The 22,685-nt window shown below is 66.6% G+C and carries 22 protein-coding genes; 6 read left to right on the top strand and 16 right to left on the bottom strand.

Annotation, left to right across the window (positions count from 1 at the left end):
- Positions 1-198 precede the first annotated feature (198 nt).
- Positions 199-1,941, top strand: coding sequence for an FMN-binding glutamate synthase family protein (locus tag ACOYR4_RS21370; RefSeq protein WP_422847977.1), 1,743 nt, complete (start codon positions 199-201; stop codon positions 1,939-1,941).
- 8 nt (positions 1,942-1,949) lie between these two features.
- Positions 1,950-2,756 (top strand): hypothetical protein, encoded by an 807-nt coding sequence (locus ACOYR4_RS21375; protein WP_422847978.1) that lies wholly within the window; start codon positions 1,950-1,952, stop codon positions 2,754-2,756.
- 15 nt (positions 2,757-2,771) lie between these two features.
- On the opposite strand, the gene ACOYR4_RS21380 is transcribed toward ACOYR4_RS21375, so the two are convergent.
- From ACOYR4_RS21380 to argS, 11 genes are all read right to left on the bottom strand, one after another.
- Positions 2,772-3,086 carry a CcdB family protein gene (locus tag ACOYR4_RS21380; protein ID WP_060986242.1) on the bottom strand — a complete coding sequence of 105 codons (315 nt, stop codon included), beginning with the start codon at positions 3,084-3,086 and terminating at the stop codon, positions 2,772-2,774.
- A gap of 3 nt (positions 3,087-3,089) precedes the next feature.
- The gene (locus ACOYR4_RS21385) at positions 3,090-3,329 is read right to left on the bottom strand and encodes a type II toxin-antitoxin system CcdA family antitoxin (RefSeq protein ID WP_116748177.1); all 240 of its coding nucleotides are present in this window, start codon (positions 3,327-3,329) and stop codon (positions 3,090-3,092) included.
- Positions 3,330-3,362: 33 nt separating this feature from the next.
- A complete protein-coding gene (locus tag ACOYR4_RS21390) occupies positions 3,363-3,842 on the bottom strand; it encodes a putative toxin-antitoxin system toxin component, PIN family (RefSeq protein WP_422847979.1) in 480 nt (159 codons plus the stop codon).
- On the bottom strand, positions 3,832-5,124 hold the full coding sequence (locus tag ACOYR4_RS21395; RefSeq protein WP_422847980.1) for a THUMP domain-containing class I SAM-dependent RNA methyltransferase: 1,293 nt from the start codon (positions 5,122-5,124) through the stop codon (positions 3,832-3,834). The genes ACOYR4_RS21390 and ACOYR4_RS21395 overlap by 11 nt, the downstream gene beginning before the upstream one ends.
- Positions 5,121-5,603 carry an acyl-CoA thioesterase gene (locus tag ACOYR4_RS21400; RefSeq protein ID WP_422847981.1) on the bottom strand — a complete coding sequence of 161 codons (483 nt, stop codon included), beginning with the start codon at positions 5,601-5,603 and terminating at the stop codon, positions 5,121-5,123. The genes ACOYR4_RS21395 and ACOYR4_RS21400 overlap by 4 nt, the downstream gene beginning before the upstream one ends.
- A gap of 80 nt (positions 5,604-5,683) precedes the next feature.
- Positions 5,684-7,282 carry an RNA polymerase factor sigma-54 gene (locus ACOYR4_RS21405; protein ID WP_422847982.1) on the bottom strand — a complete coding sequence of 533 codons (1,599 nt, stop codon included), beginning with the start codon at positions 7,280-7,282 and terminating at the stop codon, positions 5,684-5,686.
- Complete coding sequence (gene lptB, locus ACOYR4_RS21410; protein ID WP_085944708.1) at positions 7,282-8,043, bottom strand: LPS export ABC transporter ATP-binding protein; 762 nt, start codon at positions 8,041-8,043, stop codon at positions 7,282-7,284. Before lptB ends, ACOYR4_RS21405 begins: the two co-directional genes overlap by 1 nt.
- A 56-nt stretch (positions 8,044-8,099) precedes the next feature.
- Positions 8,100-8,759, bottom strand: coding sequence for a lipopolysaccharide transport periplasmic protein LptA (lptA, locus tag ACOYR4_RS21415; RefSeq protein WP_110961735.1), 660 nt, complete (start codon positions 8,757-8,759; stop codon positions 8,100-8,102).
- A gap of 107 nt (positions 8,760-8,866) precedes the next feature.
- The gene (locus ACOYR4_RS21420) at positions 8,867-9,523 is read right to left on the bottom strand and encodes a thiol:disulfide interchange protein DsbA/DsbL (protein ID WP_110961734.1); all 657 of its coding nucleotides are present in this window, start codon (positions 9,521-9,523) and stop codon (positions 8,867-8,869) included.
- Positions 9,524-9,615: 92 nt separating this feature from the next.
- Positions 9,616-10,272 (bottom strand): SPOR domain-containing protein, encoded by a 657-nt coding sequence (locus tag ACOYR4_RS21425; RefSeq protein ID WP_015016095.1) that lies wholly within the window; start codon positions 10,270-10,272, stop codon positions 9,616-9,618.
- A 15-nt stretch (positions 10,273-10,287) separates the two neighbouring features.
- Positions 10,288-11,985, bottom strand: a complete 1,698-nt coding sequence (argS, locus tag ACOYR4_RS21430) for an arginine--tRNA ligase (protein ID WP_422847983.1) — start codon at positions 11,983-11,985, stop codon at positions 10,288-10,290.
- 111 nt (positions 11,986-12,096) lie between these two features.
- Between argS and ACOYR4_RS21435 the strand changes: the two genes are divergently transcribed.
- Together ACOYR4_RS21435 and ACOYR4_RS21440 are read left to right on the top strand one after the other, a co-directional pair.
- Positions 12,097-12,624, top strand: a complete 528-nt coding sequence (locus tag ACOYR4_RS21435) for a hypothetical protein (protein ID WP_422847984.1) — start codon at positions 12,097-12,099, stop codon at positions 12,622-12,624.
- Between the two features lie 81 nt (positions 12,625-12,705).
- Positions 12,706-12,999: a PsiF family protein gene (locus ACOYR4_RS21440; RefSeq protein WP_056065216.1), complete on the top strand. Its 294-nt coding sequence runs from the start codon at positions 12,706-12,708 to the stop codon at positions 12,997-12,999.
- A 97-nt stretch (positions 13,000-13,096) separates the two neighbouring features.
- Here ACOYR4_RS21440 and ACOYR4_RS21445 read toward each other — a convergent pair whose 3' ends face one another.
- On the bottom strand, positions 13,097-13,543 hold the full coding sequence (locus tag ACOYR4_RS21445) for a DUF2214 family protein (protein ID WP_422847985.1): 447 nt from the start codon (positions 13,541-13,543) through the stop codon (positions 13,097-13,099).
- Between the two features lie 172 nt (positions 13,544-13,715).
- Positions 13,716-15,086 (bottom strand): dicarboxylate/amino acid:cation symporter, encoded by a 1,371-nt coding sequence (locus ACOYR4_RS21450; protein WP_343735729.1) that lies wholly within the window; start codon positions 15,084-15,086, stop codon positions 13,716-13,718.
- A 242-nt stretch (positions 15,087-15,328) separates the two neighbouring features.
- On the opposite strand from ACOYR4_RS21450, the gene ACOYR4_RS21455 reads away from it, so the two are divergent.
- Both ACOYR4_RS21455 and ACOYR4_RS21460 read left to right on the top strand, forming a co-directional pair.
- On the top strand, positions 15,329-18,010 hold the full coding sequence (locus tag ACOYR4_RS21455; protein ID WP_422847986.1) for a PAS-domain containing protein: 2,682 nt from the start codon (positions 15,329-15,331) through the stop codon (positions 18,008-18,010).
- Between the two features lie 162 nt (positions 18,011-18,172).
- Positions 18,173-18,904: a hypothetical protein gene (locus ACOYR4_RS21460; RefSeq protein ID WP_422847987.1), complete on the top strand. Its 732-nt coding sequence runs from the start codon at positions 18,173-18,175 to the stop codon at positions 18,902-18,904.
- A 54-nt stretch (positions 18,905-18,958) separates the two neighbouring features.
- Here ACOYR4_RS21460 and ACOYR4_RS21465 read toward each other — a convergent pair whose 3' ends face one another.
- The 3 genes from ACOYR4_RS21465 to ACOYR4_RS21475 all read right to left on the bottom strand — a co-directional run bounded on the left by ACOYR4_RS21465 (position 18,959) and on the right by ACOYR4_RS21475 (position 22,642).
- The gene (locus tag ACOYR4_RS21465; protein ID WP_209820452.1) at positions 18,959-19,600 is read right to left on the bottom strand and encodes a LuxR C-terminal-related transcriptional regulator; all 642 of its coding nucleotides are present in this window, start codon (positions 19,598-19,600) and stop codon (positions 18,959-18,961) included.
- A gap of 29 nt (positions 19,601-19,629) precedes the next feature.
- Positions 19,630-20,565: a LysR family transcriptional regulator gene (locus ACOYR4_RS21470; RefSeq protein WP_209820451.1), complete on the bottom strand. Its 936-nt coding sequence runs from the start codon at positions 20,563-20,565 to the stop codon at positions 19,630-19,632.
- Between the two features lie 151 nt (positions 20,566-20,716).
- Complete coding sequence (locus ACOYR4_RS21475) at positions 20,717-22,642, bottom strand: acyl CoA:acetate/3-ketoacid CoA transferase (protein ID WP_422847988.1); 1,926 nt, start codon at positions 22,640-22,642, stop codon at positions 20,717-20,719.
- Between the last annotated feature and the right edge of the window lie 43 nt (positions 22,643-22,685).

Consider the following 22,685-nt stretch of genomic DNA (forward strand, 5'->3'; position numbering starts at 1 on the left):
AGCGAGAAAGCGGGGGCAGTAAAGCGATGTTTTACTTTTATGATGCGCTGGCCTTGTGCTGTGGCGCTCGTCAGCGGCAGATGCAAGGCGGCCCAGGCAAGGCCAGGGCGTGAAAAAAGAGCCGCGCGCAACATGGCAACCCGATAAAAAGGCGGTCAGTGTAGCCCTCCCGCGCCACCGCCCAGAGCCAGGACCCCCATGATCCACCAACTGAACTCCCTGTACCCGGTGCGCTACACGGCCTTTGCGCTGTGCGTGTTCGGGCTGCTGCTGTCTCTGTTTGCGCTGGTGGCGTTTGGCGTGGGCCTGCCCGTGGTGCTGGTGTTTGCGGCGCTGGTAGCCCTGGGCGTGTACGACCTGCAGCAGACGCGCCACGCCATTTTGCGCAACTACCCGGTCATCGGCCACATCCGCTTCATGCTCGAATATGTGCGGCCCGAGGTGCGCCAGTATTTCATCGAGAGCGACAGCGAGGCCGCACCGTTTTCGCGCGCGCAGCGCTCGCTGGTGTATCAGCGCGCCAAGGGCGACCCGGACAACCGCCCCTTTGGCACCCACCTGGACGTAGGCGCGCAGGGCTACGAATGGGTGAACCACTCGCTCGCGCCCACGCAGCTGCCGTCGCACGACTTCCGCGTGTGGATCGGCGGTAGCCCCGATGCGCCTTCGCAGTCGGTGTCGCCCTGCACCCAGCCCTACCATGCCAGCGTTTTCAACATCTCGGCCATGAGCTTTGGCGCGCTGTCGGCGAATGCCATCCTGGCGCTCAACCAGGGCGCGAAGAAAGGCGGCTTTGCACACGACACGGGCGAGGGCAGCATCAGCCAGCACCACAGGGTGCATGGTGGTGACCTGATCTGGGAGATTGGCTCGGGCTACTTTGGCTGCCGCAACCCCGACGGCACCTTCAGCGAAGAACGTTTTGCGGCCAATGCCAACGACCCGCAGGTCAAGATGATCGAGCTGAAGCTCAGCCAGGGCGCCAAGCCCGGCCACGGCGGCGTGCTGCCCGGCGCCAAGGTCACGGCCGAGATCGCGGCCGCACGCGGCGTGAAAGAGGGCGAGGCCTGCATTTCGCCCGCCAGCCACAGCGCCTTCCGCACGCCGGTCGAGATGATGCAGTTCATCGCCAAACTGCGCACGCTTTCGGGCGGCAAGCCCACGGGCTTCAAGTTCTGCCTGGGCCACCCTTGGGAGTGGTTCGCCATCGTCAAGGCCATGCTGGTCACGGGCATCACGCCCGACTTCATCGTGGTCGATGGCGCCGAGGGCGGCACGGGGGCGGCGCCCGTGGAGTTCAGCGACCACGTGGGCGCGCCGCTGCAAGAGGGCCTGCTCTTGGTGCACAACACGTTGGTGGGCGTGAACCTGCGCGACCGTGTGCGCATCGGCTGTGCGGGCAAGGTCATCAGCGCTTTCGACATCGCGCGCATGATGGCGCTGGGCGCCGACTGGTGCAACGCGGGGCGCGGCTTCATGATGGCGCTGGGCTGCATCCAGGCGCAAAGCTGCCACACCGGCCACTGCCCCACCGGCGTGACCACACAAGACCCGCTGCGCCAGCAGGCCCTGGTGGTGCCCGACAAGGCCACGCGCGTGGCGCAGTTCCACCGCAGCACCTTGCACGCGCTGCAAGAGCTGGTGCAGGCCGCCGGGCTGCGCCACCCCAAGGACATCACGGCCCACCACATCGTGCGCCGCATCAGCGACACCGAGGTGCGCCTGCTGTCCAACCTGATTACCCGCATGCAACCTGGCGCGCTGCTGGGCCCGCTGGATGCGCAGCACAACGTATTTCGCCTGTACTGGCCGCTGGCCAATGCCCACAGCTTCCAGGCCAGCGAGCCTGCGCTGGAGCCCTCTGTGCCCCACCATGTCGAGCTGGCGCAGGCCGCCGCCGTCGGCACCGCCGCCGCAGTGGCTGGGGATGCCCCCGTATGACTTTGCCGATGGACAGCACCACCGTCGCCCCCGACTACGCCGCCTTTTTGCAGCAGCAACTCGCCACCCAGCCGCACAACGTGATGGCCCATGTGCTGGGCGACGAACAGATCTGGATCAAGCGCGCAGGCGCGCCCCACGGCACGGGCCGCTACCGCGCCATGGCCGTGCTGGCCGCCCTGCTGAGGCTGGACGCCCTGCGCCCCGTGCCCAACCCCGGCGGCCCTGCGGCCATCGCCACCGAAGTGCAGCGCCTGCGCGACCTGGCCGCGCGCGGCATCCGCGTGCCTGTGGTGCTGGCCGCATCCACCCATGGCTTCGCCATGCGCCACCTGGGCCACACGGGTGAAGAAATCCATTCGCTGGGCAACGAGATCGACCACGCCGTGCAGGCGGGCGACACCACCAGCGTGCTGGCCCTGTGGCAGCAGGGGCTGGATACCTTGGCCCATGTGCACCGCCAAGGCACCTGCCTGAGCCAGGCCTTTGCGCGCAACCTGGTGCGCTGCCCTGATGGCGAGGTGGCCTGCATCGACTTTGAAGACGACCCCGCCGCCGTGCTGCCCCTGGCGGTGTGCCACGTGCGCGATGCGCTGTGTTACGCGCACTCCACCGCGATCTACCTGCACACCAGCGGCAAGCTGACCGAGGGGCGCGCGCGCTGGGCGGCGTGGGTGGCGCAGGGGAGCGCGGAGATGCGGGCGGTGCTGGCCACCAGTGTCCGGCGGATGGGGTGGATGCGGCATCTGCCCACGAATCGCAAGCTGGGGCGGGATTTGCAGCGGGTGCGAGCCGCGTATGACTTGCTGGCCTGATTGAACGACTGAGCGTCAATAGGCGCCGAACAGTGCGTCCAGAGCGCTGACGATCAGATCGGCCTGAGCGCGGAGATTACCGACGGGGCTCTTCAACATGGACAGGGGCACAGCACCGATGGCTGCCGCGTCCAGAATGACTGCAACGCCTTCCACCTCCAGCGCGGGATTGAGGTCACGGAGCGGAATCGCCACACGCTCGGCGCTGCGCAACGGCAGCACTACGCGTGTCTGCAAACCGCTGATGTACTCGTTTTGCACATCCAGCAGAAAGGGCGTGGTGACACGCTGTTTGGCGTCGGGGTGCCGATAAACGTCAAACCGCGCCATCGCTCAGAAGCTCCTGTACTGGGCCAGCGGCAGGCCTTCGCTCTCGATGCGCGCGTTGTAGGCTGCAATGGCCTCTTGGTTGGTGGCGTTCCAGCGCTCCCAGTAGCGGCGCTGGACTTCGGCAGCGAGCAGTTCGTCCACGGTTTGGGAGATGTTCATGCCCATATCGCGTGCGGCTTCCAGCACCTTGCTGTTGAGCGACAGGTTGGTGGACTTCTTGGGGGCGTTGTCAAAACGAAGCATGGCGGTGTCTCCAGCAGAGCATATGCGCAGATTTTATGCGCATACCACATCGACACCCAGTACGACTTCCGTCGCCACATCCGCCCCCAGGTTCACCAGCCGCTTGCGCATACAGATCACCGCCTTGTCCTTGCTCAGCAAGATCGCCCGGTGCGCCGCCGCCAGGTCGATGAACTTCTGGTCGTCCGCGTCCTTGCACACATAGGCCACCTTGGCAGCGATCTCCACCAGGCGCGCCTGCGCATCGAACGCCGCCAGCACCTGCGAGGCATCCACGCGGTAGTAGTTCATGCGCTCAACGATGTGCGGGTAGGCCAGCACACGCTCTAGCTCGTCGCGCATGACTTGGGTGGCGATCCAGGCCAGGCGTCCCTGGGCCAGCAGCGTGCGCAGGGGGGCGGTGCGCGGGTCGCTGAAGATCAGCAGGTCGAGCGCGACGTTGGTGTCCACCACCACGGGGCGCGCGGGCTCGTTCGCTGGCGCCTCGGCGGGCAGGCGCAGTTCAACCTTCATGGCGCGGGCCGCCGTTGGGGGCGGCCTTGGCGGCCCGGTCGCGCACGGCGCCCTTGATCATGTCGAAGCGGAACATGCGGCATTCGATGGGGCCGTTCCACATGGGCACGCGGCGCGATTCCTTCAGGCGCATCTTGCCGGGCAGTTTCAGGTCGGGCGTGAGCATCCAGGCCGTCCAGCCGCTGTAGTTCTTCTTCCAGTGCGTGGCCAGCTGGCTGAAGAACTCGCCGCCGTCTTCGGTCTGCGCCTCTTCGCGGCCCACAGCCAGGCCCTGGGCGCGGTCGGCGGCGCGCTCGCTGGCGTTGCGGCCGGCGGTACCGGCTGCAGCAATGCGCTCGCCATAGGGTGGATTGAGCAGCATCACGCCGGGCTGGTCGCAGGGCGGCATGCGCTGAAGGGCGTCGCCCCCGCGCAGCTGCACGGCCTGGGCCACGCCCGCGCGCTCGGCGTTGCGCTGCGCAAAATCAACCATACGGAAGGCCACATCACTGCCAAATATGGGTACAGCGCTAGTACATATTGCGCCTTCAGCTTCGTTTTTGATAGCACCCCAGACATGTGCCTGGAACGGCAGCAGCTTTTCAAACGCAAAGCGCCGCAGCATGCCTGCGGGGATGCGGCAGGCGATCTGCGCGGCCTCGACCACGATGGTGCCGCTGCCGCAGCAAGGGTCGTACAGGGGCTGGGGGTTGTCGCCGTGCGGGTCCCACCCGCTGGCGGCGATCATGGCGGCAGCCAGGGTTTCCTTGAGCGGCGCGTCGCCCTTGTCCTCGCGCCAGCCGCGCTTGAACAACGGCTCGCCCGAGGTGTCGATGTAGAGCGTGGCTTCGTCGGTGGTCAGGTGCAGGTGGATGCGCACGTCGGGCCACTGGGTGTTCACATCGGGGCGCACGCCGCTCTTGTGGCGGAAGCGGTCGGCCACGGCGTCTTTCACCTTGAGGGCCGCAAAGTTCAGGCTCTGCAGCGGGCTGTGCTGGGCCGTCACTTCGACCTTGAAGGTCTGGCGCGTGGTGAACCAGATCTCCCAGGCCACATCGCTGGCCATGTTGTAGAGGTCGTTCTCAGACCGGTACGGGCGGTGGGCCAATTGCACCAGTACGCGCTGGGCCAAGCGGCTGTGCAGGTTGAGCTGCATGGCCTGGCGCCACGAGGCGCGCAAGAGCACGCCACCCCGGCCCACCAGCAGGTCTTGCCCCGTAAGGCCCGTGATGCCATGCACCTCGTCGGCCAGAAAGCCCTCGACGCCCGCGGCGCAAGGGAGAAAAAGTTGGAGTTGGTTCATGTCGATGGGGAGGATACGCGCTCGGGCACTGCGGGGGAACCGGGCTCCCCCGCGCGGGCCAGCAGCAGCTGGCGGATTGAGTCCGGGATGGGGGCGACCTTGCGGCTGGCCTTGCCGATGAAGACGATGCCGATCTTGCCGCGCGCCACTTCACGGCCCGAGGCCTTTTCGGTCATGCAGAAGACGAGATCAAAGCCGTAGCGATTGAAGTCTGCCGGCGCCATCTCCACCCGCATGGTCTCGCCGTGGAAACCTTCGGACTTGTACTGCGCCACGATGTCGCCGACCACGATGGACAGGCCGCCCACATCGGCCTCGGGGTAGCCCAGCGACTGGAAGAAACGCACGCGTGCTTCGGACACCAGGGTGAGCAGCTGCGCGTTGTCCAGATGCCCGCCCTGGTTCACGTGGCTGATGTAGATCTGCAGCTCGGTGGCAAAGCCAAAGTACGCGGGAAGGTCAAAGACGATGCGGGCCATGGTGGGCTGCGGTAGGTAATACGGAAACAACAGAAAAGGTACGGCATCGCAGACGCGCCGTGCGCCAGCTGCCGAGGCGGCTACAACGCCTTGCGCAAATTCGCCGGCGCGATCTTGAGCGCCTCGCGGTACTTGGCCACGGTGCGGCGCGCGCATTCGATGCCCTGCTCCTTGAGCATCTCGGCGATCTGGCTGTCGGACAGCGGCTTGGCCGGGTTCTCCGCCGACACGAACTGCTTGATCAGTGCGCGCACCGCCGTGCTCGATGCATTGCCGCCCGTTTCGGTACCCAGGCCGGAGCCAAAGAAGTACTTCAGCTCGTAGGTGCCAATCGGCGTGGCCATGTACTTGGCGGTGGTGACGCGGCTGATGGTGGACTCGTGCAGGCCCAGTTCGTCGGCAATGTCGCGCAGCACCAGCGGGCGCATGGCTAGCTCGCCGTGGGTGAAGAAGTTCTTTTGCCGCTCGACGATGGCGCGCGAGACGCGCAGGATGGTGTCAAAGCGCTGCTGGATGTTCTTGATGAACCAGCGCGCCTCCTGCAGGCGCTGCTGCATGCCCTGGTGGCCTTCGCCGCCCTTGTGGCCGCGCAGGGCGCCTGCGTAGATGTCATGCACGCGCAGGCGGGGCATCACGTCGGGGTTGAGCTGCACGATGAAGTTCTGCTGGCCGCTGCCATTGGCGCGACCAGCTTTGCGCACGATGACGTCGGGCACGATGATGTTGCGCTCCACGTCGGCAAACTTGCGGCCCGGGCGTGGTTCCAGGCGGGCGATGAGTGCCATGGCAGCGCGGGTGCGCTCTTCTCCAGCCACGCCGCCTTCGCTGCACAGCTGCGTCAGGCGGCGGATGTCGCGGCGGGCCAGCATCTCCAGCGGCTGCTGGCAGATGCGCAAAGCGGTCTGCACGGTCTCGGGGTCGGCGTCGCTATCTTCGTCGGCCGCCAGCGCCGTGAGCTGCAGCGTCAGGCATTCGGACAGGTTGCGCGCGCCCACGCCCACAGGCTCCAGGCTTTGCAGCAGGCGCTGGGCCACCGTGAAGCGGTGCACCAGTTCTTCGATCTGTTCTAGGTCGTCGGGCCCGGCGAGGCTGATGGCCAGCTCTTCCAGCGGCTCTTCGAGGTAGCCGTCGTCGTTCAGCGATTCGATGAGAAAACGCAGCGCGGCCGTGTCCACTTCGGACAGGCGCAGCGACAGCGCCTGGCGGTGCAAAAAGGCCGTCAGCGACTCGTGCGATCGGGCCAGCTCGGTGGCATCGGCCTCGTCGCCTTCGGCGTCGTTGCGGGTGCGCGCCGGGGCGTCGCCGCCCCACTCGGCATCGTTGGGCGCCATCTCGACGGTGCCGTCGCCGCTCCAGTCGGGCTCGTCCGAGCCCCCCCCGGAGATTTCAGTGTCGTTTTGGCTGTCAGCGCTAGTGCTGCTTGCGCCAGAAGCTCCTGAAAACATAGCATCATCTGCGCTGTAGTCGTCGGCCTGGGCGGGCGTGTCGGCGGCTTCCAGGCCAAATTCCTCGCGCGGGGCTTCGTCCGCATTGCGTTCGAGGAACGGGTTTTCGTCGAGCATCTGCTCGACTTCCTGCGAGAGTTCGAGCGTGGACAACTGCAGCAGTCGGATGGACTGCTGGAGCTGAGGGGTCAATGCAAGGTGCTGCGAGACGCGCAGCGACAGTCCAGGCTTCATCACATGCGGAAATGCTCGCCCAGGTACACGCGGCGTACTTCGGCGTTGTCCACGATCTCGGACGGCGTACCCTGCGCCAGCACACGGCCGTCGCTGATGATGAAGGCGTGGTCGCAAATGCCCAGGGTCTCGCGCACGTTGTGGTCGGTGATGAGCACGCCGATGCCGCGCGCCTTCAAGAAGCCAATGATGCGCTGGATCTCGATCACGGCGATGGGGTCGATGCCCGCAAAGGGCTCGTCCAGCAGGATGAAACGCGGCTGGGTGGCCAGGGCACGCGCAATCTCGACGCGGCGGCGCTCGCCGCCAGACAGCGCCAGTGCAGGTGAAGCCCGCAGGTGGTCCACGCGCAGCTCTTGCAGCAGGGCCGTCAGGCGCTCTTCGATGGCATCGCGCGACAGCGGCTGGCCGTCATCGGCGCGCTGCAGTTCCAGCACGGCGCGCACGTTTTCTTCGACGGTGAGCTTGCGGAAGATGGAGGCTTCTTGCGGCAGGTACGACAGCCCCAGGCGCGACCGGCGATGGATGGGCATGTGGGCCACGGACTGGCCGTCGATGCGGATGTCACCCGCATCGCTGCGCACCAGGCCCACGATCATGTAGAACGATGTGGTCTTGCCCGCGCCATTAGGGCCCAGCAGGCCCACGACTTCGCCTTTTTGCACCTCCAGGGACACGTCCTTAACGACCTTGCGGCTGCCATAGGACTTGGCCAGGTGCTGCACCTCCAGGCGGCTGCCCGAGTGCGAATCGGGCCCCAGGCGGCTGTTCGCAGGGGTCGCCGGGGTCTCGGGACCAGTACTCACCACGGGCCCGCTCACTTGGCGCCGCCGCCAAGGGTGTTGCTGGGGCGCAGCGCCGGTGCGGGCGACTCGGGCGCCTTGGCGGGGGCTGCCGTACCGGGCGGCGGGTCCTTGGGTGCCAGCACGGCGCGCACGCGGCCGCCAGACGTGGGGGCGTCGCCGGCCGCAGCCGAAGACGCAGGCGCCTTCTGGCCATCGACGGTGAACACGTCGGTGAGGTTGTTGTAAACGATCACGGCGCCGGTGATCTCATCGTTCAGCACCGACCCACGGTAGCGGCGCAGTTCGGCGCGGGTGATGAAGCGCACGTTGTCGGCCTTGCCGTCGTATTCGATGACTTCGCTTTCGCCTTCGATGAACTCATCCGGCGCTCCGGCCACGGTGTCGCGCTTTTGGCGGAAGAACGCCCGTTTGCCTGCCTCGGCCGTGACCACGCCGTACTGGTAGCCGTCGGCGTCCTGGCGCACATCCAGCCGCGCGCCGCGCAGCACGATGGTGCCCTTGGTCATCACCACGCGGCCCGAGAACACGCTGGTCTGCTTGAGTTCATCGTGCCGCAGGGCGTCGGCCTCGATGTTCATGGGCTTGGCACGGTCTGCCTTTTCGGCATGTGCCATACCCGCAAGGCCGGTCAGGGCTGCGAGCACAAGGAGGGGGAGTAGGCGGTGGGTCATAGGGCACGAATCTTGCAATGATTGTAGCCACCCGATGGTACCTACCCCGAAAAAAAGCCCGCATCCGCGGGCCTTTGGGACAGCTTGCCGACAGGGTCGGCCACTCGTCAGGCTTTGCGCGCCGTGGCGGCCAGGTATTCAACCACCTGCAGCACGGTCTGCATGCTGCCGGCCATCGTGCCGTCGGTGTAGTACTTGCCCGCCACGCCCATGGATGGCACGCCTTCGACACCGTACGAATCCTGCAGCTGCGAGGCGCGACGCACCTGGTTGGCGACGCTGAAGGAGCCGTAGACCTCCTTGAACTTGGCCACGTCCACGCCCTGCTGGGTCACCCAGGCCAGGATTTCGTCGTCCTTGGCGAGCTTGGCCTTTTCCACGTGGATGGCGCGGAAGACCTTGGCATGCAGGGCTTCGAGCTTGCCCATGCCTTCAAGCGTATAGAACAGCTTTTGCTGGGGCACGAAGCTGGCGTTGAACGCCACGGGCACGCGGCGGATGGAGAGGTCCTTGGGCGCGGCCTTCACCCAGGCGTCCAGCGTGGGCTCGAAGGCGTTGCAGTGGGGGCAGCTGTACCAGAAGAACTCGATCACATCGACCTTGCCGGCGGGGGCATCGGGAGCGACGGGCTTGTCCAGCCGCTTGAAGTCCTTGCCCTCCTTGAACTGGCGGGCTTGCGCCATGGCGGGGTTGGCCACTGGCAGCGTCAGGGCAGAAGCGGCAACCGCCGAGGCGGCGGACAAAGAAAACTCACGGCGTTTCATGACAAAGACTCTCCTGGTTCAGGTATGCGGGATGTGAGACATCCCTTTACAAAAAGTTCAGCCCTGGCGGTGGCGCCGCTTTTGCAAGCGCTTCAGCGCTGCACGCGCACGAGCGCCGATTCCAGCCCGGCGCCGTCGAGTTTCTCTTTGAGCACCTCGGCATCGTCCCGCTTGGTGAAGGGGCCGATGCGCACCCGGAACACCGCCCGGCCATTTTGCTCACGCTCGCTCACGCGGGCCTCCCAGCCCAGCATGGCCAGCTTGGCGCGCTGGGCGTCGGCGTCGGCCTGGGTGCGGAAGGCACCAGCCTGCACAAAGTAGTCAAACGGGTCCACGCTGCCCTTGGCGGCTGCCTTGGCCACGGCCAGATCGCCCAGCGGGTCTGCGCCCGGCTTGCTCTCTGCCTTGGCCTCGGCTTTCGCGTCTGGCTTGCTCGCGGCAGGCTTGGCGGCCGATGCGGCGGCGCGCACCTCAGGCGCCGGTGCCGATGCAGGAGCTGACGCAGCTGCGGCCACCGGAGGCGCCGCAGGGCGGGCCGGGTTCTTGCCATACAGCGGCGAGTTCGGGTCCCAGTTCTTGTTCTTCTGGGACTCCGCAGCGTCCATGTCTGCGCCTCGGCCGTTGCCCTTGTTCAGGAACGGCACCGGCACCTTGGTCACGTACACGGCCACGGCCAGCGCCGCGCCCAGGCCCACGATGACCCCGACGATGAAGCCGACAATGGTCCCGCCCGTCTGTTGCTTTTTCATATTGGTAGTAACTGCTTACATTCTGGCCGGGGCCGACACGCCCAGCACCGCCAGGCCATTGTGCAATACCTGGGCGGTGGCAGCGACCAGCGCCAGGCGCGCCTTCTTCACAGCCTCGTCGTCCACGAGGATGCGCTCGGCATCGTAATAGCTGTGGTAGCTGGCGGCCAGGTCGCGCAGGTAGAAGGTGACGTCGTGCGGCGCCTCGCCCTCGGTGGCGGCCGTCAGCATGGCCGGGTACTTGGCCAGCTGCAGCATCAGCGCCTGGGCCTGCGGGCCGTCGAGCGGAGCCAGATCGGCGTCGCGCAGGGACGCCACATCGCCGCCCCAGGCGGTCAGCACCGAGCAGATGCGCGCATGCGCGTACTGCACGTAGTACACCGGGTTGTCGTTGTTCTGCTGCACGGCCAGGTCGACGTCGAAGGTGTATTCGGTGTCGGGCTTGCGCGAGAGCAGGAAGAAGCGCACGGCGTCCTTGCTGGTCCATTCGATCAGGTCGCGCAGCGTGACGTAGCTGCCCGCGCGCTTGCTGATCTTGACCTCTTCGCCGCCCTTGACCACGCGCACCATGGTGTGCAGCACGTAGTCGGGGTAGCCCTTGGGGATGCCCACATCGGCCGCCTGCAGGCCGGCGCGCACGCGTGCAATGGTGCCGTGGTGGTCTGTGCCCTGGATGTTGACGACCTTGGTGAAGCCACGCTCCCACTTGGCAATGTGGTAGGCCACGTCGGGCACGAAGTAGGTGTAGGTGCCGTCCTGCTTGCGCATGACGCGGTCCTTGTCGTCGCCGTAGTCCGTGCTCTTGAGCCACAGCGCGCCGTCCTGCTCGTAGGTCTTGCCGTTGGCGATGAGCTTGTTCACCGTGGCCTCGACGCGGCCGCTGGTGTACAGGCTGGACTCCAGGTAGTACTCGTCGAACTGGAGGTTGAAGGCCTGCAGGTCCTTGTCCTGCTCATTGCGCAGGTAGGCCACCGCAAATTGGCGGATGTTGTCATAGTCGTCCACGTCGCCATTGGCGGTGAACTCGCGGTCATCGGCCTTCACGGTGGCCTTGGCCTTGAAGGCCTCGGCAATGTCGGCGATGTAGTCGCCGTTGTAGAAGTTCTTGGCCAGCGGGTTGTCGCTGTCGGTGGGCCAGCACTCGTCGCCGGGCTTAAAGCCTTTGGCGCGCAGCTGCGTGCTTTTGGTCAGGGTGTCGATCTGCACGCCCGCGTCGTTGTAATAGAACTCGCGGTGCACCTTCCAGCCCTGGGTGCTGAACAGATTGCAAATCGCATCGCCCAGCGCGGCCTGGCGGCCGTGGCCCACGTGCAGCGGGCCCGTGGGGTTGGCCGACACGAACTCGACCAGCACCTGCTGGCCGTTGCTGGCTTGGTAACCGAAGCGTTCACCGGCTGTCAGCACCTCACGCACCACTTGTTGCTTGGCGGCAGGTTGCAGGCGGATGTTCAAAAAACCCGGGCCTGCGATTTCAATGGCGGACACCCAGCGTTGAAAAGCAGGCGTGGCTTCGAGCGCGGCCTTGAGCTGCTCGCCCAGTGCACGCGGGTTGAGCTTGAGCGGCTTGGCCAGCTGCATGGCCGCAGTGCAGGCGAAGTCGCCATGGGCCGCCACCTTGGGAGATTCAAAGGCTGCCTTGGCGCCAGCGCCGGGGGACAGGTTTTCCAGCTCGGCCGCGAGCGCAGCGAGCAATTCATTTTTGGCTGTGAGCATCGGCGGATTTTACGGGCCCGCCAGCGGCGGGGCGCCAGACGAACCGCCGGGGTAGCGTCCCGCAGCCAAAGGCACAATAAGTCGCTGTGCCCTTTCAACGGGAGATTGCACATGCCGCCCCAACCCATCCTGCTCTACCGGCGCCGCTGGACTATGGTGTTTCAGGTGCCTTTTGTGCTGCTGATGGCGATATGCCTGGCGTTCTCGCTCTATGGGGCTTTGGCATCGAACGACCGGCTGCTCACGATCCTCTTTCTGTGTGCCGCGTTCGTCTCCTTCTGTGTGGGCGGAACCCTGGGCCGGTCCGCTCTGGAGGCCTACCGGGAGCAAGACCCTGCAATTGTCATTGATGCCACCGGCATCACCGATCTGCGCCAGGACGACCCGCACACCGTGCCCTGGGAAGCCATGGAACGAGTGCACCTGGACGACTACGAAGGCGTGATCCTGGTCAAGTTGCGACCCGGCCACAAGGACTCTGCGCTGGGCGTGATCATCAAGACACTCAAACGCTGGCAGCAACGGGGTGATGTGGTGTTTGCCCTCGGCGGGCTGGCGCACGACCCCCGGCAAATCCAGACGGCACTGAAAGCCTTTCACGCGGCAGCGGCCTCCAAGCCCCGTACAAGGTTGTCATGACTTGTGCGCGTTGTCGCACGCCATGTTCTATGGTGCAATGCCACCGGGACCCCCCATAACGCATTCACACCAGGAGATTCCATGAAAAAGCTTCTTTCCCTGACTGCACTCGGCCTGGCGCTGACACTGGGCTTTGGTGCCCACGCCGCCGAAGACGCCAAGGCCCCTACCAAACAGCAATCGAAGATGGCGACCTGCAACAAGGACGCTGGAGACATGAAGGGCGACGAGCGCAAAGCCTTCATGAAGACCTGTCTGAGCAACAAACCCGCCACCCAGCAAGACAAGATGAAAACCTGCAACGCCGATGCCAAGGCCAAGACCCTCAAGGGCGACGAGCGCAAGGCCTTCATGAGCGATTGCCTGAAGAAGTGAAGTAAGTTCATACCCGGTGCAGCGCCACCGGCTCAGACAAAGAAAAGCCCGCCGGCATCAAGCCGGGCGGGCTTTTTTTATTGGGGGGTATTTGCGCTTACCAGCCGCGCGCCCAGAACACCGCAATCACAGCCACCACGGGCAGCACATGCGACTGGATCATCACCAGGCGGCGGACCCGCGCGATCTCTGCGGCGGGCGGCAGCGCACCGGTGCTGCGCAGGTTCTGGCGCCAGCGGCGGAACGCGGCCGAGGGCACAAACGACAGCAGGACCATGGCCAGCACCAGGGTGATCTTGATGTGAAAAAGGGGCTGCGACAGGTACCAAGAAGCGCCCTTCACGCCCCAGATCAACCGGGCCACGCCGCTCCCAATCATGACCGCACCGGCCACACCGTAGATCACATCCAGCCGGGCCAGGCGCTCGACCACGGCGGCGTTGAGCCACTCGATACGGCACAGCGCCGCCTGGCTGGACAGAAAAACCACAAAGGTCAGGATGGCCAGAAGGTGAAAGGCGGCCAGGATAGCTTCGAGGGTCATGGTGCGGATTCCTTGTAGCGCCCGAGGCCACTGCGCCGCGCCAAGCGCTCGCAGTGCCATCCGGCAGGGCCACCATTGTGCGCGATGGCGCGGGCCTGACCGCTCCAAAAAGAAGCGGCGCGGGCCCGAAAGCCCGCGCCGCTGGCAGCGCTGATTCAGCAAGTACCCGCCATCAAGCCACGGTGCGCGCCACCGTCGCCACAGGCACATCCGCCGACACCACGGGGGCCGAGGCCGCAGACACTGCAAGCGGCAGCGGATGGCCGTTCATCGCCGCGTCCAGGCGGTCCTGGTCCAGCGCGTTCTCCCAGCGGGAGACGACCACCGTGGCCACGGCGTTGCCGATGAAGTTGGTCAGCGAGCGGCATTCGCTCATGAAACGGTCCACGCCCAGAATCAACGCCATGCCGGCCACGGGCACTTCGGGCACCACGGCCAGGGTGGCGGCCAAGGTGATGAAGCCCGCGCCCGTCACGCCCGCCGCGCCCTTGGACGACAGCATGGCGACGAGCAGCAGCGCCACTTGGTGGCCAAGCGTCAACTCGGTGTTGGTCGCCTGGGCGATGAACAGCGCGGCCAGCGTCATGTAGATGTTGGTGCCGTCCAGGTTGAACGAGTAGCCCGTGGGCACCACAAGACCCACCACCGATTTGCTGCAACCCGCCTTTTCCATCTTTTCCATCAGCGACGGCAGGGCGGATTCCGACGAAGACGTGCCCAGCACCAGCATCAGCTCAGCCTTGAGGTAGCGGATCAGCTTGAACACCGAGAAGCCACACAGGCGCGCCACAAAGCCCAGGATCACCACCACAAACAGCAGCGAGGTGACATAGAACGAGCCCACCAGCCACGCCAGGTTGACCAGCGAGCCCAGGCCAAACTTGCCAATGGTGAACGCCATGGCACCAAACGCACCCAGAGGCGCGGCCTTCATCACGATGCCCACCACCTTGAACACAGGCGTCGTCAGCGCGTCCAGAAAGTTCAGCACCGGGCGGCCTGCCTCACCCACCATGGCCAGGCCAATGCCGAACAGCACGGCCACCAGCAGCACCTGCAGGATGTTGTCGCCCACAAACGGGCTCACCAGCGTCTTGGGGATGATGTCCATGGCAAAGCCCGTGAGCGTCATCTCGTGCGACTTCGCCACGTAGCCCTTCACCGCCGTCTGGTCCAGGTCGGCCACGTTGATGTTCATGCCCGCGCCGGGCTGCACCACGTTGGCCACCACCAGGCCCACCACCAGGGCCAGCGTGGAGAAGAACAGAAAGTACGCCATGGCCTTGCCGAACACGCGGCCCACGGTGGAGAGCTGCGACATGCCCGCGATGCCGGTCACGATGGTCAGAAAGATCACCGGGGCGATGATCATCTTGACCAGCTTGATGAACGCGTCACCCAGCGGCTTGAGCGCCTCGCCGTAGGACGGCTCGAAATGGCCCAGCAGCACGCCCAGCACGATGGCGAACACCACCTGGAAGTACAGTTGCCGATAAAAAGGCAGCTTCAAGGTCGAGGCTGCGGGAGCGGAATGGTTGTGCATGGAACGGGTCTCCTGGGGTCACGGGTCTGCACCACCGGGGTGCCTCCGGCGCGCTTCAAGGGTGCCGTTTGTACCGCTGCACTTTGTTTCAGCCGATAACCTATTGGTATTAGTCGAGAGCGGCTTCATAGGAGAAAGCGTGCACCAAATCAGGGTAACTACTTAGTCCCCAGCCTGGTGCAGCACACTCCCACCCGCACCCAATTGGCCTTGATGCCGCACAACCACCTCGCTGGATTCCCATGCCCACGCCCCGCCTTCGCCAGTTCTGGACGCTGCTCATCCTGCTAGCAGGCACGGTGGCCAGCATGTTCGCGGCCGGCCAGTGGGCCTGGCACCGGTCCTTGCTGGACGAAAGCGAGAGCGTGCAGCGCCAGCTGGCCCTGTACGGGCAGACGCTGGCCCAGCGCATCGACCGCTACCGCACCCTGCCCGAGGTGCTGGCCCTGGACGCGCAGTTGCAGGACGCCCTGCGCCGCACCCTGAGCACCGACGAGGTAGCGCAGCTCAACCGCAAGCTGGAGCAGGCCAACGGCGCCAGCCAGTCCTCCACCCTCACCCTGCTCAATCGCGACGGCCTGGCCGTGGCCGCCAGCAACTGGCGCACGGCCACCAGCAACGTGGGCGTGGACTACAGCTTTCGCCCCTATGTGCAGCAGGCGCTGGCCCAGGGGCGCGGCAGCTTCTACGGCATTGGCGTGACCACGGGCGAGCCGGGCTACTTCCTGTCGCAGGCCATCCGTGACGACCGCGGCCACATCCTGGGGCTGGTGGCCATCAAGATTGCGCTGCAGGAGCTGGAGCGCGAATGGCTGCAGACACCCGACATCGTGCTCGCGTCGGACGCGCATGGCGTGGTCTTTCTCGCCAGCCAGGACGCATGGCGCTACCGCCTGCTGGAGCCGCTGGACGACGAGGAGCGCCGCGAGCTGAACGCCACGCGGCAATATTCCGACCAGCCGCTGCGCCCGCTCGACGTGCGCGTGGACGACCGCCTGGACAACGGCGGGCGGCTGGTGCGCGTGCAACCGTCCGCGGACATGCCCGCCCCGCCCGGCCGCATGCTGTGGCTGACCCAGCCCCTCCCCGGCACGCCCTGGCAACTGCACCTGGTGCACACCACCCACAGCAGCATTGCCGACAGCCGCTGGGCGGCCGCAGCCGGGGGCGGCGGCTGGCTGGCTCTGTCGCTGCTGGTGCTGTTTGTGCGGCAGCGCCAGCGCCTGGCCCGCCTGCGCCAGCGCAGCCGCCAGGAGCTGGAGACCGTGCTACAACAGCACGCGCAGGAGCTGCGCACCGCGCAGGACGGCATCGTGCAGGCCGCGCAGCAAGCCGCGCAACAAACGGACACGGGCCTCTCCCGCAGCCTGGAACACCTGCCCCAGGGCGTGGTCATCATCGACGCCGACCTGAAGCTGGTGGCGTGGAACTCGCGCTATGTGCAGCTGTTCCGCTACCCCGCCGACCTGATGCAGGTGGGCCGCCCCATTGAAGACCTGATGCGCCACAACGCGCGCCGGGGCCTGCTGGGCCCGGGCCCGGTGGAAGAAGCCATCGAACGCCGCCTGGCGCACCTGCGCAGCGGCACCCCCCACCTGCACGAAAGCGCCAAGGACGACGGCACGGTGCTGGAGATCCGGGGCAACCCGCTGCCCGAGGGCGGTTTTGTGACCAGCTACGCCGACATCACCAGCTACAAGAACGCCGCACGCGAGCTGCGATCGCTGGCCGACGCACTGGAGCAACGCGTGGCCGACCGCACCCGCGACCTGGACGCTGCGCGGCGCGAGGCCGAGCAGGCCAACCGCTCCAAAACCCGCTTTGTGGCCGCCGCTGTGCACGACCTGCTGCAGCCCCTGAACGCCGCGCGCATGTTCACCTCGCTCTTGCGCAGCCATCTGCCGGGCGATGCCGAACGGCACGCGGTGGACAGCATCGACGGCGCCCTGACCGCGCAGGACGCCATCCTCAACAGCCTGCTCGACATCTCGCGCATGGAATCGGGCCAGTTCGACGTGCACATCCACGACGTGGCGCTGGGCCCGCTCTTGCAGGTGCTGGGCCACAACTTCGGCGTGCTGGCCGAAAGCCAGGGGTTAAAGCTGCGCTGCGTGCCCACACGCGCCGTAGTGCGCACCGATGAAAACCTGCTGCGCCGCATCCTGCAGAACTTTGTCTCCAACGCCATCCGCTACAGCCGACGCGGGCGCATTGTGGTGGGCTGCCGCAGGATGGGCGACCACCTGCGCATCGAGGTGCACGACCAGGGCCCCGGCATCCCCGAGGCATTACAACGCGAGATCTTTGAAGAATTCCGCCGCCTGGACGAAGGCCGCGCCGACGACCGGGGCGCAGGCCTGGGCCTGGCCATCGTCGAACGCCTGGGCCGCCTGCTGGGCCACGAAATTGGCCTGCGCTCGCAACTGGGGCGCGGCAGCGTGTTCTGGGTGTGTGTGCCGCTGGGCAACCCCGCCGCCGCACAGCAGGCTGCGCCCCCCGCCACCACACTACAGCCCAGTGACGACGCACCCCTGCAAGGCAGCAGCGCTTGGGTCATTGACGACGACGGCCCCACCTGCGCTGCCACGCAGGCCCTGCTGCAGCGCTGGGGCTGCACGGTGCCGCTGGCCGCTGGCGCACCCGAGGCCCTGGCAGCCGCCCAGCCCGGCCAGGCACCGCAGCTGGTGCTGCTGGACGTTCACCTGGGGGCGGGCCTCCACGGCCCCGAAGTGTTCGCGCAGCTGTGCCAGCGCTGGGGCCAGACACCCGCTGTGATCCTGGTCACCGCCGAACGTGACGCCACCCTGCGCCGCCAGGCGGCCGAGCGCGGCTGGGGCTTTCTGGCCAAGCCAGTGCGCTCCCCGGCGTTGCGGGCGCTGATGAGCCAGACACTGCTGCGGCTGGGGGAAAGCAATAGAAAGTAAACCCTGTCGCGTGCAGACAGGCAGGCGGAAACACCATTGCACCGACCGAAGCAGCGCAGGCTCTCGTAAAGTACATTGCCACCAAAACACCCGAGGTGCCGCCCGCGCCACGCAGACACTGCAGGGCGGCCCCCCCCCCACACCGAAGCGGAGGACGGAAAGATGAGCGAAGCGATTCTGTATGCGATGGATGCACCGCGTGCCAAAAGCGCAGACGCGGCGGCAGACTTTGTGGAGAAATGGCAGGACAGCAAAAAGGCCCCCACTGCGCGCATCGCGGCCTTCTTTGAGCATCTATTGCAAGCCTGGCCGACAGACGGCGCCGAAAGCGCCATCTGGTACGAAGGCTTTGACAACAACCCACCCACAGGGCCGGTGCTCGCCATGGCGTTCGAGCTGCGCGAGTTCAACACCGACCGGCTGCAGCAGCTGCGCGCCATGGCCCAGGAACATGGCGTACACATCTTCGACCCAGAAGGCCATGTGCTGTACCTCGCCGATGGCAGCGAAGCCCGAACGCTTGCGTTAACCCCCCCGGAACCCGGCGCCCCCGTCCAGTGCCCATCTGGCGTGCGCTTTGACGGCGTGTACGAGACGAAGCGGGAGAAGGGCTGGACCTACCTGTGCTTCACGGCCGACGGAAAGATCTTCTGGCAAAGCACCGGGGGCCGCTTCCAGGCCCGCGCTGCGATGGAGAGCTTTGGCACTGGCGACTCCTTCATCGTCAAAGGCACCTACAAACCTGGCGACAACGCGTTCAGCGCACGGCTCAAAGCCTCGTTTGGCGCGTTCAAGATGAACGGCGTGCTGAAGGAGGACGGCTTGCACGTCCATTCGGAGCGCACCAACGGCAGCTACCCGTTCGACTCCGTGTACACGTTCCTTCCGCTGTAGCACGCCATCGATTCGGATCTGCGCCACGCACTTGGCGCAGACACGCCCGGCCGCTCACGCAGTGGACTCTGTCTCCAGGCTCTTCACCAGCACCGCCGCCTGCGTGCGGCTGTAGCACTCCAGCTTTTTCAGAATGGCGGTGACATGCACCTTCACCGTGTTCTCGGCCAGCCCCAGCGCGGCCGCGATCTGTTTGTTGAGCAGCCCATCGGCCAGGCAGAGCAGCACGCGGAACTGCTGGGGCGTGAGCTGCGCCAGCCGCGCGGCCAGCTCCGCATCGGCCTCGGAGCGCTCGGCCGCCATGGGCGGGAACCAGCTGCCGCCGTCCAGCACGGCCTGGATGGCGTCGCCCATGGCGTCGGCGGGCGCGGACTTGGGGATGAAGCCTGCCGCACCAAACTGCTGGGCACGGCGGATGACGCGGGGGTGGTCGTTGGACGAGATGATGACCACGGGCAGCTCGGGGTATTCGCCGCGCACATGCAGCAGGGCCGAGAAGCCGCGTGTGCCAGGCATGCTCAGGTCCAGCAGCACCAGCTCGACCTCGGGGTGGTCCTGCAGCGCCTGGCCCAGCGTGGCGGCGCTGGCGGCCTCGAGCGTGCGGAACTGGGGCAGCCGCTCGCGCAGCACGTGCAGCACAGCCGCACGGAACAGCGGGTGGTCGTCAGCGACGAGGAGGGTGGGCGCGGTGGACATGGAGTGTGTGCAGTCTGCCACGGGGGCCGTCAGCCGCCGGCCTGCGGGCCTTTCCAGAACGTGGGCTGTGCGTACTGGTGCTTGAGGTGCTCGATCCACAGCCGCACCCGCAGCGGCATGTGCTTGCGCTGCGGGAACACCACATAGATGCCGTTGGGCGGCGCCGCAAAATCGTGCAGCACCTCCACCAGGCGGCCGGCGGCGATCTCGGCCTCGACCTCCCAGGTGCTGCGCCAGGCGATGCCGTAGCCCGCCAGGCACCAGTCGTGCAGCACCTGCCCGTCCGAGCAATCGAGCGGACCGCCAGGCTTGAGGTGGATGACCTCGGTGCCACCGCCCTCGACCGGCATGCGGAACGCCCAGCCGCGTGTTTGCGAGGCCTCGCTCGACAGCGTGAGGCAGTCGTGCTGCACCAGCTCGCTGGGGTGGCGCGGCGTGCCGTGGCGCTGCAGGTAGGCGGGTGTGGCCACGCACAGGCGGCGGTTGTCGGCGATGCGCACGCTGACCAGCGACGAGTCGGGCAGGTCGCCCACGCGCACGGCGCAGTCATAGCCCTCGCCCGCCAGGTCCACCACGCGGTCACTGAGGTTGAGCGAGATGGTCACGTCCGGGTGAGCGGTGCGAAAACGTGGCACCAGCGGCGCCACATGGCGGCGGCCAAAACCGGCGGGCGCGGTGATGCGCAAATGGCCCGTGGCCTTGACGCCCCCTTCGGACACGCTGGCCTCGGCATTGGCCACATCGGACAGCAGGCGCTGGCAGTCTTCCAGAAACGCACTGCCCTCATGCGTGAGGCTGATGCGGCGCGTGGTGCGCACCAGCAGCTTCACGCCCAGGTGTTCTTCCAGCGCATCGAGCCGCCGGCCCATGATGGCCGGGGCCACGCCCTCGGCCTTGGCCGCAGCGGTGAGGCTACCGCGTGTTGCCACCGACACAAACGATTCGAAGGCCTTCAGTTTGTCCATGGGCGCTGATTATGGAGATAAAGCGGCGAAGGGCCTGGTGGCAGACTCAGGTATGGCCTGTGATCGGTTTTGAAGCCAAACAGGCCGCATGCGCTAGTACAACATGCCTGAGCAGCTACACAAATGATAGTGAACCAGCAACCCCCGCACGTCACACCAGGCGCGACTTGAGGAACCCCACGGTGCCATAGCGTTTGACCTCGGTGTAAAGGTCGCGCGTGAGGCCGTGGACCATGGCGGTGTAGGCGTCGGCCAGGTCGGGAGCGATGGTGAAGTGGTCGTAGTTCACGATCACGCCCACGCGCTCGCCCTGTGCGGCGAGCGGGGCGAGCAGGCGGCGCACCTCCTGCTCGATGGCGTCGATGGTGCTGGCGGTGTTGATCTGCAGGCCCGAGAAGTCGATGTGCAGCAGCTGGCGCGCGGCGTCCAGCTCAAAGCGCTGCACCAGCGGGCGGTTGAGCAGTTGCTCGCGCAGGCCCAGCGGGCCGGGCTCGAACAGGCGCAGGTCCATGGTCTGCAGGCCAGGGCTGATGCGCGGCGTGAACGCCATGTGGGCCAGCACGTCGCGGTGCAGGTCGATGCCGGGGGCCAGCTCGATCAGCTCCAGCGCACCGCCACCATCCGCCTCGCCCGAGGGCACCAGGCGGAACACGCAGCGCTCCGTCACATACAGCACGCGCTGGCCGCGCCGCAGCGCCTCGGCCCCGCTGAAGGTGCGGTGCTCGACCTCGCGCACCAGCTTGCGCGCGCCGCCTTCGTGCAGGATGTGCAGGTGGCCGTCCACCGTCTCGACCTGCAATGCTCCCGCCGTGAAGGTGCCGACAAACACCACGGTCTTGGCGTTCTGGCTGATGTTGATGAAGCCGCCCGCACCCGCCAGGCGGGGCCCGAACTTGCTCAAGTTGAGGTTGCCGTGCTGGTCGGCCTGCGCCAGGCCCAGGATGGCGATATCGAGGCCACCGCCGTCATAAAAGTCGAACTGGTTGGGCTGGTCGATGATGGCCTGCGGGTTCACCGCCGCGCCAAAGTTCAGCCCGCCGGCGGGGATACCGCCGATCACGCCGGGCTCGGCTGTGAGCGTGACCAGGTCGATGATGCGCTCTTCGGCCGCCACGTTGGCCACGCCCTCGGGCATGCCGATGCCCAGGTTGACCACCTGGTGCGGGCGCAGCTCCAGCGCCGCGCGGCGGGCGATGATCTTGCGCTCGGTCAGCGGCATCGCCTCCAGCGTGTCCATGGGCACACGCAGTTCGCCCGCAAACGCAGCGCTGTAGGGCTCGGCAAAGGTCTGGTGGTGGTGCGCGGGCTCGGTGGCCAGCACCACGGCGTCCACCAGCACGCCGGGCACCTTGACCTGCCGGGGGTTGAGCGTGCCGCGCTCGGCAATGCGCTCGACCTGCGCGATGACCACGCCGCCCGAGTTGCGCGCGGCCATGGCAATCGCCAGGGCTTCGAGCGTGAGCGCCTCGCGCTCCATGGTGAGGTTGCCGTCAGCGTCGGCCGTGCTCGCGCGGATGATGCCCACGTGGATCGGGAAGGCCTTGTAGAACAGATAGTCTTGCCCGTCGATGGGCAGGATGCGCACCAGGTCTTCGGTGGTGCGCGCATTGAGCTTGCCGCCGCCGTGGCGCGGGTCCACAAAGGTGTCGAGGCCCACGCGCGTGAGCGTGCCGGGCTTGCCCGCAGCGATGTCGCGGAACAGGTGCGTGATCACGCCCTGCGGCAGGTTCCAGGCCTCGATCTGGTTGTCCACCGCCAGCTTCTGGATGCGGGGCACCAGGCTCCAGTGCCCGCCGATCACGCGTTTGAGCAGGCCCGCGTGGCCCAGGTGGTTGAGGCCGCGCTGCTTGCCGTCGCCCTGGCCTGCGGCGTAGACCAACGTGAGGTCACGCGGCGTCTGTGTCGCTTCCCAGCGCTGGGCCAGCGCCACCGCAATGCTCTCGGCAAAGCCGATGCCCACGAAGCCGCCCGTGGCCACGGTGTCACCGTCGTGGATGAGCTGCACGGCATCGGCGGCGCTCACGATCTTGTTCTTGTGGGCCGCGTTGAGCGCGCTGGCGTCCAGGGGTGCCTGCATGGGTTTGTCTCCCGGTGGGTTTGTTGTGCGCGCAGCGTAGTGG

Origin of the sequence: Acidovorax sp. M14 (assembly GCF_049331375.1) — a bacterium.
In the GTDB taxonomy this organism is placed as follows: domain Bacteria; phylum Pseudomonadota; class Gammaproteobacteria; order Burkholderiales; family Burkholderiaceae_C; genus Acidovorax.